Genomic DNA, 13,631 nt, shown 5'->3' with positions numbered 1-13,631 from the left:
AGGCCGCCCCCTTCGGGTCGGCCTTCTCCCGTTCAGAAATGCTGCCATCCCTGCCGTGACAGTTTGACCTCGCACCGCTCGCTGTCGAGCACCCTGACACCATGCCCGGCGATGACACGCCCGATACGGGTCACGGGCAGTCCTGCAGCCTTCCCGGCTTCGATGATTTGCACGGCGCTTGTTCTGGGCGCTGCAAACAAGAGCTCATAGTCATCTCCGCCCGTCAGACAGGTCTCGAACCACGCAGGACCAGCCGCACGCGCCTGTGCAGAAAGGGGAACGGCGTCGGCCTCGATTTCGATGGCAACCCCGCTTTCATGGGCCAGATGCCCGGCGTCCTGTACCAGCCCGTCAGACACATCCAATCCCGCACTGGCCAGATCCTGTAGCGGGAATCCCACGCGTGGCTGCGGCAGACGATAGCGCCCCGTCAGATAACCCTCCGGGTCGGGCAATTCGCCAAGAAGGGCCTGTAACCCAAGCGCGGCATCGCCGATCGTGCCCGTCACCCAGAGATCGTCCCCCACAATGGCACCAGCCCGGCTGACGGCCTTCCCTCGCGCCACCTCGCCGAGGATCGTCAGGCCGAGGACGAGCGGGCCGCGTGTGCCAGTCGTATCGCCGCCCAGCAAGCGCACGCCGTACTGGGCCTGATCGAGCGCAAGACCGGTGCTGAAGCTCGCAAACCATTGGTCGTCGAACGAGGCAGGACGGCTGACATTCAGCAGATACGCCTTAGGCACTGCCCCCATGGCCGCACAATCGGACAGGCTGACACGCAGCAATTTGCGGCTGATCGTCTCAGCCGGATCGTCAGGCAGAAAATGAACGGCCTCGACCAGCGTATCGGTCGAGAGGATCATCTGCCTGTCCGATGGCAGATCGTACAGGGCTGCATCGTCACTCAGCCCGAGCGCACCTTCTCCTGCCAGCGGCTTGAAGAAGCGCTCGATGAAATCGAACTCGCCGCCGCTCATTTCAGCCAGCGTCGAGCTCGTTCTGGGATGCATTCTCTTTTGTTGCGCTACGGTTCTTGCTGATGGCGTCCAGCACACCATTCACGAGGCGGGCCTCGTCACCGGAGAAAAATCCGTGTGCGACATCGAGATATTCGTTGATCACGACACGCGCCGGCGTGTCCTCACCCAGCTCCCACAGAGCCGCACGCAGAAGGGCGCGCAAAACCGGGTCGAGACGCGCAAGCGGCCAGCTTGCCGGCAACGCGCCAACCAGAGCTTCGTCGATACGATCCTGAGCGAGCGTCGTACCCTTCACGATCAGACCGAAAAGACGGAAATCGGCATCGGGCACATAGCCTTCTTCAAAACCGTCTTCCTGGCTCGACCCCAGACGGTGACGCTGGAACTGGTTGATGACCGTCTCGGCATTTTCGCCCCCCTGCTCGCACTGAAACAGCGCCTGAACAGCCGCAACACGAGCAACGGTACGCGAACGCTTGGGCGGGTTCTTGGTCTGGGCTTGGTCGGTCATTTTCCTGTTTCCTTGTCTTTCTCGCGCTTGCCGGGGGCAGGCAGGAGCCCTCCCTCCTCACCGGGACGCATATCCGTCAAAAGCTTCGAGAAAGCCTCTACTTCGCGAAAATCGCGATACACACTTGCAAAGCGCACATAAGCGACACCGTCGATGCTGTGCAATGCATCCATCGCCAATTCGCCGATGCGCGACGAAGAAATTTCTGCCTCCCCCGAGGCTTCGAGCTGACGTACCAGCCCGTTCACGATACGCTCCTGGCGCTCTTCCTCCACCGGGCGCTTGCGCAGCGCGATGCGGATCGAACGTGCCAGCTTGTCGCGATCGAAAGGCACGCGGCGGCCATCCATCTTGGTCACCACGAGTTCACGCAATTGCACCCGCTCTATCGTCGTGAAACGCTGGGCACATCCGGCGCAGACGCGACGTCGACGAATTGCCGCACCATCATCAGTCGAACGACTATCCTTGACCTGCGTATCTTCATGGCCGCAGAACGGACAATTCATAAGAGTTTCCCCCTGATGGGCAGATGATGGCACGAACCCGGCCGCTCGGACCGGGGGCAGAAAGGAGCGTATCGGTGAAAAGAGTGCAAGCTATTCTGGCATCGCTCGTGACGGTTTTTATGACAGGCTCAGCGCTGACGCTGCCTGAAGCGTATGCCCAGACAGACGATAATAACCTCCCCGGGCAGAAAAACGCCAATCGCGATATCTCCATCGAGGGCTGGATACGGCGTGCACCCCGTTACCCCACTCTCGCAGCGGCTTATTTCACAATTGTTAATAAGGGGCATGAACCCCATCTGATTTCGGGAGTGACCTCGCCGGATTGCAGCGACATCGAGGCTTTTCACAGCGAACAGGAGGTAACCAGCCACACGGCAAATCTCTTTTCGCATTTCACTATCCCGGGCGATATGACCATGGTCTTCCCCGAGGGCGGTTATCACCTGATCTGCCGTAACTTTCCCGACACGATCAAAACTGGCGACACCGTGCCTCTTACCTTCAAATATCTGGGCGGTTCTAGCACGACCGTGAGCTTCAAACTGCGCGATTAAACCCGCGATGCCGTCAGCACCACGACCGCAACATTGTCAGAGGGAACGGGGATGACTCACTCGCTCCCTCCAGGGACATCGCTGCGTTTCCTTCACACTATGAAATTCCTATAAAACCGCGAATTACCGCCTCTGTTTCCACTATGGCGTTCCGCGCGAAAACACCCCTTCTGAACAGGGGGAGAAAATTTGATGCGCCATCTCATCTCAAAACGCCGCAAAGTGACCGCAACGGCGACAGTTATTTTCCTCGCCACGACCGCGATGCAGGAACCGGCCCGTGCCGAAATCGCCCTGTTCAAGACGGCCTCCAACCCCTGGCTACAGGGCGTCAACCTGTCAGGGCTCATCGAAGGCGGCATCATGGCCAATCCGGCCCGCCCCGATAACGGCATCAATTTCGGCAATTTTCTGGGCGACCATGCCAATCAGGCGCAGCTGAACCAGATCAGCCTCACCCTCTCCAAGGCGATCGATCCAACCAAGTCCGAATTTCAGGTCGGGTTCATGCTCGAAGCGCTTTACGGCTCCGATGCCCGTTATTACCACCTGCTCGGCCTGTCGAACAAAGTGACGAGCGACCGCTATCAGCTTCTTCCGGCTCAGGCCCATATCGACGTTCATGCGCCGATATTCTCCAAGGGCGGCATCGACATGCAGGCGGGCATCCTGCCAGCCCCCATGGGTGTCGAGGTGCTCGATCCGACGCTGCGCCCCTTCTATTCCCTGGCCTATACATCGCAGTATTCCGTGCCGTTCGAGCATCTCGGTGCCATGTTCCACTGGCATGTCACCCCGATGATCGACTTCAATTTCGGTGTCGATACCGGCAACCAGACCACATGGGGCCGCAACGACAACAACAATGCCGCCGCCGGCTATTTCGGCTTCAACCTGAACGGTCTCGCCCATGGCAAGCTGAACATTGCCGAACTGTCCCGCGTGGGTCCTGAAAACGCTGTTGCGGCGCTTGGCCCGCGTGCCAACACGGCACAACGCTGGTGGAATGACATTGCGGCCTTCTATACGGTCAATGACAAGCTCAGCCTGACCGGCGAATTCAACTTCCTGCATGATGACGGTCTGCGCGCCGAGACCTGGAGCGTTGTCACTTTCGCTGCCTACAAGATCACCCCGAGCCTGACCTTCAATTATCGCGGCGAACTCTATCGCGATAACAGCGGCATGTTCGTCGTCAACTTCCTGACGAACCAGGCTTACATGAATGCCTTCCTCGGCGGCTATGCGCCCGTGCAGACGGCGCCTGCCACCACCTATGGCGCACTCACACTGGGCGTCACCTACCGCCCCGATCTGGGTCACGGCATTCGCGTTTTTGCTTTGCGTCCCGAGATCCGCTTCGACCGCTCGCTCAACGGCACCTCTCCGTTCAACGATGGGCGCAACACCGGCATGTTCACCTTCGGTGGCGATGCCATGATCGGTTTCTGACGCCGCTGTCAGGTCATTGCGCCATGCCGAACGAATCTGAGGCTGACTATCTGCCAAAAGTACCGCGCAAAGTCAGGCATGGGTCTTATTGAGCTCGATCATGCCTGTTTGCCCCGCCAGATATCGGACAGTAGACAAATTATTCGCCTCGGCACGTTGCAGGCTGCCTCTGGCGACGAGCCGCCTGACTCATAGAAAACTAGGTTTCAGAAAGAGCTTCGATGACTGCATCGCCGTACCGTTTGAGCTTCGACGCCCCCACGCCCTTTATCAACGACAGCTCTTCCACGCTCTCCGGATTTTCACGTGCAATTTCGGTGAGCACCGCGTCGTGAAAAATGACGTAAGGGGGAATCTCCTGTTCCCGCGCCTCGTCACGTCGCCACTGACGCAGCGCATCGAAACGGTGCCGCTCCCGGTCATCAAGCGAGTCTATCAACGTGGAGGACGACGCTACTCTACCGGCACTCGCCGCAGGCCTGAGCGGGTCCACACGCAGGCGCAGGCTTTCTTCTCCGCGTAGCAAGGGACGCGCTGACTCGACATCCAGGCCGAGCGCGCCATGCTCGCCGCTCATTCTGATCGCGCCGCGCGCGATCAGTTGACGAATGACTCCGCGCCACCATTGCTCGGAATGCTCCTTGCCCACACCGAACACCGTCAGATGCTGATGGGCATGGCGCTCGATGGCCTCTGTCAGCTTCCCGCGCAAGACGGTCGTCAGATGCACGGCGCCGAAACGCTGGCCAGTGCGATAGATTGCCGAAAGCACTTTCTGCGCTGCCTCGGTGCCGTCGAATGTCTCGGCGGGGGTGCGGCAATTATCGCAATGCCCGCACGGCGTTGAGAGCGCCTCGCCGAAACAGGCCAGGAGCGCCTTGGTTCGGCAGCCGACTGTCTCGGTCAGCGCGATCATGCTTTCGAGACGCGCGTGCATCACACGCTTTTCGGTGTCCGGCGCCGTCGATTGCTCGAGCCAGTGACGGGCGCGGGCCATGTCTTCACCGCCATAGAGCAGCAGCGTATCCGCAGGCTCCCCGTCACGTCCGGCACGACCGATCTGCTGATAATAGGCCTCGGGCGAGGCGGGCATGTCGAGATGAACGACGCAGCGCACATCGGGCCGGTCGATCCCCATGCCGAAAGCGACAGTTGCAACGATCACCATGGGCTCGCCGCTGCGAAACCGCATGAGAGTCGCGTGTTTTTCCTGTGACGAAAGACCGGCATGATAAGGCAGTGCGTTGAAACCCCGCTCCCGGAGGCTTTTCGCCATGCGCTCGGTCCGGTTACGACTGCCGCAATAGACGATCGCCGCATCTTCGCGATGGGGTGTGAGAGCGTCCTGAACCTGCTTCGTCTCCGATCCTTTGGGCAACGCCGCCAGAAAGAGATTGGGACGGTGAAAGCTCGATGTCAGCCGCTTCGCATCGGGCATGCCCAGCGCCAGCAGGATGTCGTCCTGCGTGCGAGAGTCGGCGGTCGCTGTCAGGGCGATACGCGGCACGCTAGGGAAGACGCTCGGCAGATCGGCCAGAGCGCGATATTCGGGCCGGAACTCATGCCCCCAGGCAGAAACGCAATGCGCTTCGTCTATCGCGAGCACCGAAATCGGGTTGCGCGCCAGCCAACGCGCCGTGCCGGGTGACACAAGCCGCTCCGGGGAGACATATAGAAGATCGATACGTCCCTCTCGCAGATCGGCGCGTGTCTGGTCTAGGCGATCGGGGGGAAGTTCGGAATGCAGCGCTGCGGCGTTGACACCGAGCTGGCGGAGGGCGGCCACCTGGTCGTCCATCAACGCAATCAGCGGGGAGATGACAATGCCCATGCCTGGTCGGCATAACGCAGGCACCTGATAACAGAGGCTTTTTCCTCCGCCGGTAGGCATGATGACGAGCACATCCTCGCCTGCCATGACGGCACCGATCACTTCTTCCTGCTGGCCGCGAAACGTGTCGAAACCAAAGACGCGCTTCAGAACCGCATCAGGGTTCTCATCGCTGCCTGGAGAAAAGGGATCGGTGCCGGTCAAAGAGCGGGGTATGTCGCGTTACTGGAGGATCAGGGTGTCGACGGATCGACTTCGATCGTCACGAGACGCGAGGCAACACTGGCATCCTCGTTATTCTTGGGCGGATGGGCGATCTGCGTGATCTGGGCACCACCGACACCGGCCTTGGTCAAAGCCGCAGCAACGACCTTCGCGCGCTCGACAGAAAGCATCTCATCGGCAGAGAGATTGCCATGTGCCCCTGAATGACCGATCACTTCGACCGTCTTCGCGTGATTATCGCGCGCATCAGCCGCAGCCTTGTCAATAATAGCCTGTGCCGTCGGCGAAACCGCGGTCGAAGCGGGTTCGAAAAAGACAGGGTAGCGGTCGCGATCGGCCCCGCTTGTACAGGCCGAAAGACCTGCGAGGGCGCAGACCGACAACATCACAGGCAGACGACGCATCATTATTTCCTTTTCGAATCGCCGTGACATCCACGGGGCCGTGTTTCTGTCACTGCCGTGTGACACTCTTTCCGTCAAGCAGACTGCCCTCGCGCCGGTCAAAGCGGCAGCGGATGCGCCTTCCCGCCCTCCAGCCGCCAGGCATGATCGAGACTCTCTACCCCGGTCAGACGATGAGCGATGAGAATGACTGTGCGGCCCTGCATCGTGCGTCCCAGCGTTTCGAGAAAAGCGCGTTCAGTGGCTGAATCGAGCCCGGTCGCTGGCTCATCGAGCACCATGACGGGCGCATCCTGAAGCAGTGTCCGCGCCAGGGCGATGCGTCGTCCCTGCCCCCCCGAGAGCCGCGTGCCGCTCTCGCCGATCCAGCTATCCAGCCCATCGGGAAGCGCCTGAACCGTTTCTGCAATTCCCGCCCGCTCCAGCACGTCCCATAGCCGTGCATCGTCGATATTTTCACGACCGAGCAGCAGGTTGTTGCGAATAGTGTCGGCAAAGAGATGCGTCGCCTGAGATAGCCAGCCAATACGCGAACGCAGGCTCTCCGTGTCGAGCGTATCGAGCGTATGCCCCCCGAACAGGATGTCGCCCCGCTCGGGCGCCGCAACCTTGAGAAGCAGGGCGGCAAGACTGGATTTTCCCGCTCCGGAGGGGCCGATCAACGCAACATGCTCACCAGCATGAATGGTCATCGACAATCCATCAAGCACCGGAGCACGGCTGCCCCCCCAGCGGAAGTGAACATCGCGCAAAACGATATCTCCCGCCTCCGGGGCGGCACAGCCCTTTGCGACAGCCACGTCCTGATCGGCTATGGCGACCACGCGCTGCGCCGCCTGGCTGACCTGTCCGGCAAGAACGCTGGTGCGTGCCAATGTGGCAACAGACTCGAAAACCGTACCGGTCAAAAACACGAGCGCCACACCGGAGAGAAAACTCATCCCAAGCCCGGCGAAACCAGCAAGGGCCAACAAAATGACCGCCAGAGCGACCTGTCCGCTGAGATAGGAAAAGGCCCCTGCCCCTGCCATTGCCCTTTGTTGCGCGCGCTGGGCACGGTGCAGCCGCGCTTCTTCCCGCGTGATACGCTCGGCAAGGCGGCCCTCACCGGAAAACGCGCGCGCCTCGCGCAGTCCGGTTGCGAGATCGAGCGCCGCCACGCGCAGCGAGGATTCTGCATGACGCATTTCGCCGCTCCGCTGCGCCGCCTGTTGCGCCGCGAGAAGCGGCACAACCACCGCTGCAATTGCAAAAAGTCCGGAGAGTATCACGCCGAGCCGCCAGTCCTGCTCGCCTGCGACGAACGCCAGAACGGGCAGAGAAACCGCAATACCCAGTACCGGCATGGCGATGCGGAGATAGAGATTGTCGAGAAGCTCGATATCCCCGACCAGACGATTCATCAGATCGCCCGCCCGCCTGAAACCGAGCCCTGCCGCAGCGCCCCTGGCGAGATGGGTAAAGAACCAGACACGCAATGCGGCGAGCGCGCGGAACATGGCATCATGCGCGAAAAGGCGCTCGGCATAGCGCAACAGAATACGCGCCCCACCGAACAGGCGCAGCATTCCAAAAGCAAGAGCCGTCCCGACCGCCAGCGCCGAAACGCCAAGACCCGCATTCCACATCAAAGCCAGGCTGCTCAGCAGCGCCAGAGCCGAAAGCAGAAGACCGAAGCCGAGCCTTCCATAAAATGGACGCCACACATGCAGGATACGGCGCAACGCCGCGGAGTTCCCGTGCCGTTCTGCCTGACGGCGTGCTGTCGCGCAGGGTGTTGCCTTCATGGTGTCGCTCATCAGCTTGGCTCCGCTGCCATGGACATACCGAGCCGCAGGGATTTCGTGCCGAGCGCCTTCATTGCCGGGGAGTGAGCGCTGAGAATGACAGTCCGCCCTTCAGACAGGCGACGCAGCGCCTCGATGATCCCGGCTTCGGTTTCCGGGTCGAGATGGACGGTCGGCTCATCAAGCAGAAGCAGCGGCGCGTCCTTGAGATAGGCGCGCGCAATCGCCACACGCTGGGCCTGGCCGCCCGAGAGCCCAAAGCCGCCCTCACCGATCACCGTGTCCAGTCCCTGTGGGAGGTCTTTCAGAAAACGGTCGATCGCCGCTGCCTCAATCGCACGCTGCAAGCGCATCTCATCAGCGTCAGGTCGCGCAAAAAGCAGGTTGTCGCGCAAACTACCCGCGAAGAGCACCGGCTTCTGGCCGATCCAGGCAAGATGGCGCGCGATATCGCGGCCTCGCAGCGTCGCTATATCGCGGTCGTTGAACCGGATGGTCCCCGCGCTGGGCTTGATGAAGCCGAGCAACAACTCGATAAGTGTCGACTTGCCCGCGCCGGACGGGCCGTCAAGCACCAGGATGTCGTTCGGCGCCACCGAAAAATTCAGATCTTCGAGAACCCATGGTGCTGTCTCGTTCCAGCGATAGGACAGGCCTTCTGCCTTGACTGTGACAACCAGAACCGGGGAGGCAAGCGTAGTTCTGTCTTCGTCTCCAGGCAGGGTCTCGCCGCTCTGGATCGCCTCCATGGCCTCAGCCGCACCGGCAGCATGGGCGCGATCCTGATAGGCCAGAGCGAGCCCCCGGAACGGGGCAAAGAACTCGGGCACGAGGAAAAGTGCAAAGAGCGTCTCTGTAAAATGTGGAGCGGGATAGATGCTCGGCGCTGCGAAAGCGTCGATATGAATGAAATGTCCCTGCGTCAGCACGATCATGATGATCGCGACCACCATGGCGACATCGATCGCGGCCGAAGAGAGGAATGCGACGCGCAGGATCTTTACGGTACGTTTACGCAGATCGTCCGCGGCGCCCGACAGGGCACTTGCCTCGCGCTCTGTCGCGTTGGAGAGAACGATGGTCGCAATCCCCCTGATCCGGTCGAGAAACCGTGCCTGGAGACGCACCATAGCCAGAAACTGGTTGCGTGAGGCCAAAGCTGCCCCGATGCCGAAAACGGCCTGAGAGACCGGGACGAGCGTGCCACAGACGGCCAAAATCAATGCCGCACGCGGATCAACGACGAAAACCGCCGCAAGCACGAAAACGGGGAACACCATCCAGGTCATCGAGGCGGGGAGCCAGCGGGCAAAATACCCATCGAGCACCTCGATACGATCGACCAGAAGAGCCGCTATTTCGGCGGAATGCTGACGACGCAATAGCGCGGGACCGATACCGATCACAGAGTCCAGCACCGAACGACGCAGACGCTCTCTGGCGGCAATACCGGCGCGTGCGGCCAGATTTTCCTGAAAATAGAGACACAGGGCGCGGCAGACCGAAAGCGCCGCAAATGCAGCGATAAAGCCGAATACCTGAGCCCCACGCGTCTGAAGCAGCACTCCGAGGACGGAGGCCAGACACCAGGCTTGACCAATGCCAATCAGCGTATTGAGACACCCCACAGCCACGACGGGCAGCGCCGCGCGTCTGGCCGGGCCGGATTGCTGCCGGACCCAGGCCCGTACCAGTTTCTTATCTACACCGCTCATAATCGGGGGATATAGGCAATCCGGGCACGAAACGGTAGAGTTTCACCCCGGAGATTGCAGAACATTTAGACGGCTTGCGGCTGTCCAGGCATCCAGCGTGTCGAGCGCGAGGTCATGACAGGCGCCTCCTCCCCGAAGCGTACCCGTGGCGGGCTGGCGCCGCCCCTTGAGGCCGTTCAAAAGCCCGAGAGGCAAGGCGGCTTGTCGCTCGCAGCGCTCCTTGCGATACGCCATGCCGCAACCGGATCAATCGCCGGCCCACAAATGAAAAACCCCGCCGCAAAGCGACGGGGTCTCTCTTTATGCCTGGGCAGGCTTGAAGCCGCGTCCGAAAGGACTCGCGCCTTTTACTGGCCCGAGCTGGCCGGCATGGTGGAGGACGGCATTTTCATCGACGGGTCCATCGGCATCGGAGCCGGCGCAGGCGCGGTTGCGCTGGCGGCGGGCGCTGACATCGGAGCCGTTACGGGAACCGGCGTCTGGGCCTGCTGCAGGCTGCGGGCGTTCAGATCCTCGGTCGCTTCAGAGCCCTTGGCGGCCTTGGCGCCCTTCTTGTGCATTTCGCTCTTGCTGGCATGAGCCTTGTGCGGTGCATGCTTGGCGAAAGCCGGGGTCGCAACGACGAAGGTAGCGGCCGTCAGGGTGGCGCACAGCTTGGAAAACTTCATGTCTCTTCCTTCCGATAGTCTCAAATCTGGAAGCCCCGTAAAGGCGAATTGCCCAGAACGGAACCTCTCGATGACCTCAGAACGTAACGAAAGCGGTGCGGTTGCGCAGCTTTGAAAAAACGAGCGCGTGATCAGTCGCGAATAACGGCACCGGGCTGGGAAGAGACACCATAAATATCACGGGCACGCTTGATGAAAGCCGAGACCATCAGACGCACACCCTCGTTAAATACGACACCGATCGCATTCTGAAGCAGGCGTGAACGAAACTCGAAATCCACAAAAAAATCGACGAGACAGCCTCGGGCGTCAGGGGTGAAGGTCCAGACGTTGTTCAGATAGCGAAACGGCCCTTTTTCGTATCGCACACGAATACGATTGGGGCGCTCAAGCGAGACGCGGCTGGTAAAGGTTTCGCGAAATGGCCCGAAACCCACAGTAAGATCGGCTACCAGCTCCTGCTCGGTCTTGGATTTGATCGTAGCCTTGACGCACCACGGGAGAAATTGCGGATAGGCACCCACATCGGCCACGAGATCGAAAAGCTGTTCAGGACTGTAAGCGATCAGCCGTTGCTCGGCATGGGTGGGCATCTACTGTTTCTCCGACTGAAGCGGATCGAGCCCCAGCCTGTTTTGCCTCGCCTCTCTGAGCGCAGCGAAGTCGGAATCGGCATGATAGGAAGAGCGCGTCAGCGGGCTGGCGCTCACCTGCAAGAAGCCCTTGGCGCGCGCCACACGGGCATATTCTTCGAATTCGTCCGGCGTTACGAATTTTGCGACACCGGCATGCTTGGGGGTAGGCTGCAGATACTGGCCCATGGTGATGAAATCGACATCGGCAATGCGGAAATCATCCATCACCTGCGCCACCTCCATCTTCTCTTCACCAAGACCGAGCATCACACCGGATTTGGTGAAGATTGACGGATCGAGCGCCTTCACATCGTCCAGCAGACGAACGGATTGGAAATACCGCGCGCCCGGTCGGATCGACGGATAGAGGCGTGGCACGGTTTCGATGTTGTGATTGAAAACATCGGGTTTCGCCTTGACGACCACCTCGAGCGCCCCTGGCTTGCGCAGGAAATCAGGAGTCAGAATTTCGATGGTGGTTGTGGGTGAGGCATCACGGATGCGGGCAATGGTCTGGGCAAAATGCAGCGCACCACCATCGGCGAGATCGTCGCGATCGACCGAGGTGATCACGACATGGCGCAATCCGAGCTTGGCGACAGCTTCAGCGACACGCTGGGGCTCGTCTGCGTCCAAGGCCTTGGGCATGCCGGTTGTGACATTGCAGAAGGAGCAGGCGCGTGTGCAGATCTCGCCCATGATCATCATGGTCGCGTGACGCTGCGACCAGCACTCACCGATATTCGGGCAAGCCGCTTCCTCACAGACCGTAACCAGCCTGTTGTCGCGCATGAGCTTGCGCGTCTCCTGATAGACAGGGCTGTTGGGCGCCTTGACCCTGATCCAGTCTGGCTTGCGCTGGATAGGGTTGTCGGGCCGGTTGGCCTTCTCAGGATGACGGAGCGAGCCCGGCTTCCGATGATCGATGGTGATGCGCTGCATGGTCATGACTAGAAGTGGAGCGCTCCACCCCAGGCTGCAAGGACCGATTCATGCATCGTTTCGGAGATGGTCGGATGCGGGAAGACCGTCTCCTTCAATTCAGCCTCGGTCAGCTCGGACGTGCGCGCAATCACATAGCCCTGGATCATTTCCGTCACCTCGGCGCCGATCATGTGCGCGCCGAGCAACTCGCCGGTTTCGGCGTCGAAAATGGTCTTGGTCAGGCCATCGGGCTCGCCCATGGCCAGTGCCTTGCCGTTTGCCATGAACGGGAAGCGTCCGATCTTGAGCTTGCGCCCTGTCGCTTTCGCCTTTTCTTCCGTCAGCCCGACAGACGCCACTTGCGGACGGCTATAGGTACAGCCCGGAATGTTGAGGGGATGAAGCGGCTCGGGGTCTTGCCCGGCGATCTTCTCGACGCAGATCACGCCCTCATGGCTCGCCTTATGCGCCAGCCAGGGGGCACCCGCCACGTCACCGATAGCCCAGAGTCCCTGCTCACCCGTGCGGCAGAACTCATCGACGATGATATGCGTCTTGTCGATTTTCACCTTGGTCTTTTCCAGACCGAGATCTTCGATATTGCCAACGATACCGACAGCGAGAATGACCTTATCGACCACGAGATCATGCGTGCCAGAGGCCGTAACGATCTGGGTGGAGACCGTGCCATCCTTCTTGTTCAGCGGGCCGACCTTGGCGCCGGTCAGCACCTTGATCCCCTGCTTTTCGAAGGATTTCTGCGCCATGGCGCTGATCTCGGCGTCTTCGGCGATCATGATGCGGTCGGCGACTTCGGCAATGGTCACTTCCGCGCCCATATTGCGATAGAAAGACGCAAATTCCACACCGATCGCCCCGGAACCGATGACAAGCAGACGCTTGGGCAGTTCCTTGGGCACCATCGCTTCGCGATAGGTCCAGACCAGCTCGCCATCGGGCTCAAGCCCGGGGAAATGACGGGCGCGGGCGCCTGTCGCCAGAATGACATCGGGGGCCGCAATGCGCGTCAGTTCCGCGCCATCCTTGGTGACCGACACCACATGGGCGTTTCCGTCACGCCCGGCCAGTCTGGCTCGGCCATCATAAACCTTGACCTTGGCTTTCTTGAGCAGGCCAGACACGCCGCGTGAGAGCTGACGCGACACGGCACGCGAGCGGGCAACGACCTTTTCAAGGTCAAAGCTCACCTTCTCCGCGCTGAAACCAAATTCCGCCAGATTATGCAGCTGGTGGTTCAGCTCAGAGGCGCGCAGCAGCGCCTTGGTCGGGATGCAGCCCCAGTTGAGGCAGATACCGCCAAGATGGGTGCTTTCGACAACAGCGACATTCTTGCCGAGCTGTGCGGCACGCAGGGCGGCGACATACCCGCCCGGACCGCCGCCAACGACGATCAGATCGAATTTGTCCATGGC

General features: G+C 60.6%; 14 protein-coding genes. 2 read left to right on the top strand and 12 right to left on the bottom strand.

Annotated features, from left to right (window positions below; all coding sequences use genetic code 11):
- Window positions 1-32 precede the first annotated feature (32 nt).
- Genes thiL through nrdR form a run of 3 tightly spaced genes read right to left on the bottom strand, consistent with a single transcriptional unit; the run spans window position 33 to window position 2,000 of the window.
- Window positions 33-1,010 (bottom strand): thiamine-phosphate kinase, encoded by a 978-nt coding sequence (gene thiL / locus ABHV46_RS00240; protein WP_438382210.1) that lies wholly within the window; start codon window positions 1,008-1,010, stop codon window positions 33-35.
- Window positions 979-1,491, bottom strand: coding sequence for a transcription antitermination factor NusB (gene nusB / locus ABHV46_RS00235; protein ID WP_438382209.1), 513 nt, complete (start codon window positions 1,489-1,491; stop codon window positions 979-981). Before nusB ends, thiL begins: the two co-directional genes overlap by 32 nt.
- Window positions 1,488-2,000 (bottom strand): transcriptional regulator NrdR, encoded by a 513-nt coding sequence (nrdR, locus tag ABHV46_RS00230; RefSeq protein ID WP_336945449.1) that lies wholly within the window; start codon window positions 1,998-2,000, stop codon window positions 1,488-1,490. The genes nusB and nrdR overlap by 4 nt, the downstream gene beginning before the upstream one ends.
- Window positions 2,001-2,074: 74 nt before the next feature.
- Here nrdR and ABHV46_RS00225 point away from each other — a divergent pair, with 74 nt between their 5' ends.
- Both ABHV46_RS00225 and ABHV46_RS00220 read left to right on the top strand, forming a co-directional pair.
- Entirely contained in the window at window positions 2,075-2,557 is a 483-nt protein-coding gene (locus ABHV46_RS00225; RefSeq protein ID WP_438382208.1) for a copper chaperone PCu(A)C, read from the top strand.
- 192 nt (window positions 2,558-2,749) lie between these two features.
- The gene (locus ABHV46_RS00220; protein WP_438382207.1) at window positions 2,750-4,009 is read left to right on the top strand and encodes an outer membrane beta-barrel protein; all 1,260 of its coding nucleotides are present in this window, start codon (window positions 2,750-2,752) and stop codon (window positions 4,007-4,009) included.
- A 199-nt stretch (window positions 4,010-4,208) separates the two neighbouring features.
- Here ABHV46_RS00220 and recQ read toward each other — a convergent pair whose 3' ends face one another.
- From recQ to lpdA, 9 genes are all read right to left on the bottom strand, one after another.
- Window positions 4,209-6,044, bottom strand: coding sequence for a DNA helicase RecQ (recQ, locus tag ABHV46_RS00215; RefSeq protein WP_438382206.1), 1,836 nt, complete (start codon window positions 6,042-6,044; stop codon window positions 4,209-4,211).
- Window positions 6,045-6,073: 29 nt separating this feature from the next.
- The gene (locus ABHV46_RS00210) at window positions 6,074-6,472 is read right to left on the bottom strand and encodes an OmpA family protein (protein ID WP_336945452.1); all 399 of its coding nucleotides are present in this window, start codon (window positions 6,470-6,472) and stop codon (window positions 6,074-6,076) included.
- 95 nt (window positions 6,473-6,567) lie between these two features.
- Complete coding sequence (cydC, locus tag ABHV46_RS00205) at window positions 6,568-8,256, bottom strand: thiol reductant ABC exporter subunit CydC (protein ID WP_438384475.1); 1,689 nt, start codon at window positions 8,254-8,256, stop codon at window positions 6,568-6,570.
- An 11-nt stretch (window positions 8,257-8,267) separates the two neighbouring features.
- Window positions 8,268-9,971, bottom strand: coding sequence for a thiol reductant ABC exporter subunit CydD (gene cydD / locus ABHV46_RS00200; protein ID WP_438382205.1), 1,704 nt, complete (start codon window positions 9,969-9,971; stop codon window positions 8,268-8,270).
- Between the two features lie 42 nt (window positions 9,972-10,013).
- A complete protein-coding gene (locus tag ABHV46_RS00195; protein ID WP_438382204.1) occupies window positions 10,014-10,205 on the bottom strand; it encodes a hypothetical protein in 192 nt (63 codons plus the stop codon).
- 113 nt (window positions 10,206-10,318) lie between these two features.
- Window positions 10,319-10,639, bottom strand: a complete 321-nt coding sequence (locus ABHV46_RS00190; RefSeq protein WP_336945455.1) for a hypothetical protein — start codon at window positions 10,637-10,639, stop codon at window positions 10,319-10,321.
- A gap of 131 nt (window positions 10,640-10,770) precedes the next feature.
- On the bottom strand, window positions 10,771-11,232 hold the full coding sequence (locus ABHV46_RS00185; protein ID WP_336945456.1) for a type II toxin-antitoxin system RatA family toxin: 462 nt from the start codon (window positions 11,230-11,232) through the stop codon (window positions 10,771-10,773).
- A complete protein-coding gene (lipA, locus tag ABHV46_RS00180) occupies window positions 11,233-12,216 on the bottom strand; it encodes a lipoyl synthase (RefSeq protein WP_438384472.1) in 984 nt (327 codons plus the stop codon).
- Window positions 12,217-12,224: 8 nt separating this feature from the next.
- Window positions 12,225-13,628 carry a dihydrolipoyl dehydrogenase gene (gene lpdA, locus ABHV46_RS00175; RefSeq protein ID WP_438382203.1) on the bottom strand — a complete coding sequence of 468 codons (1,404 nt, stop codon included), beginning with the start codon at window positions 13,626-13,628 and terminating at the stop codon, window positions 12,225-12,227.
- Window positions 13,629-13,631: the final 3 nt, after the last annotated feature.

Origin of the sequence: Asaia sp. BMEF1, from assembly GCF_051628905.1 — a bacterium.
Taxonomy (GTDB): domain Bacteria; phylum Pseudomonadota; class Alphaproteobacteria; order Acetobacterales; family Acetobacteraceae; genus Asaia.
This window is presented reverse-complemented; position numbering and strand designations above follow the sequence as displayed.

What these genes read in the sequence shown, in the direction of transcription:
- thiL (WP_438382210.1), bottom strand. Translation starts at nt 1,010, where the DNA reads ATGCATCCCAGAACGAGCTCGACGCTGGCTGAAATGAGCGGCGGCGAG.
- nrdR (WP_336945449.1), bottom strand. Translation starts at nt 2,000, where the DNA reads ATGAATTGTCCGTTCTGCGGCCATGAAGATACGCAGGTCAAGGATAGT.
- nusB (WP_438382209.1), bottom strand. Translation starts at nt 1,491, where the DNA reads ATGACCGACCAAGCCCAGACCAAGAACCCGCCCAAGCGTTCGCGTACC.
- ABHV46_RS00195 (WP_438382204.1), bottom strand. Translation starts at nt 10,205, where the DNA reads ATGGCGTATCGCAAGGAGCGCTGCGAGCGACAAGCCGCCTTGCCTCTC.
- lipA (WP_438384472.1), bottom strand. Translation starts at nt 12,216, where the DNA reads ATGCAGCGCATCACCATCGATCATCGGAAGCCGGGCTCGCTCCGTCAT.
- ABHV46_RS00190 (WP_336945455.1), bottom strand. Translation starts at nt 10,639, where the DNA reads ATGAAGTTTTCCAAGCTGTGCGCCACCCTGACGGCCGCTACCTTCGTC.
- ABHV46_RS00220 (WP_438382207.1), top strand. Translation starts at nt 2,750, where the DNA reads ATGCGCCATCTCATCTCAAAACGCCGCAAAGTGACCGCAACGGCGACA.
- ABHV46_RS00210 (WP_336945452.1), bottom strand. Translation starts at nt 6,472, where the DNA reads ATGATGCGTCGTCTGCCTGTGATGTTGTCGGTCTGCGCCCTCGCAGGT.
- cydC (WP_438384475.1), bottom strand. Translation starts at nt 8,256, where the DNA reads ATGAAGGCAACACCCTGCGCGACAGCACGCCGTCAGGCAGAACGGCAC.
- lpdA (WP_438382203.1), bottom strand. Translation starts at nt 13,628, where the DNA reads ATGGACAAATTCGATCTGATCGTCGTTGGCGGCGGTCCGGGCGGGTAT.
- cydD (WP_438382205.1), bottom strand. Translation starts at nt 9,971, where the DNA reads ATGAGCGGTGTAGATAAGAAACTGGTACGGGCCTGGGTCCGGCAGCAA.
- ABHV46_RS00185 (WP_336945456.1), bottom strand. Translation starts at nt 11,232, where the DNA reads ATGCCCACCCATGCCGAGCAACGGCTGATCGCTTACAGTCCTGAACAG.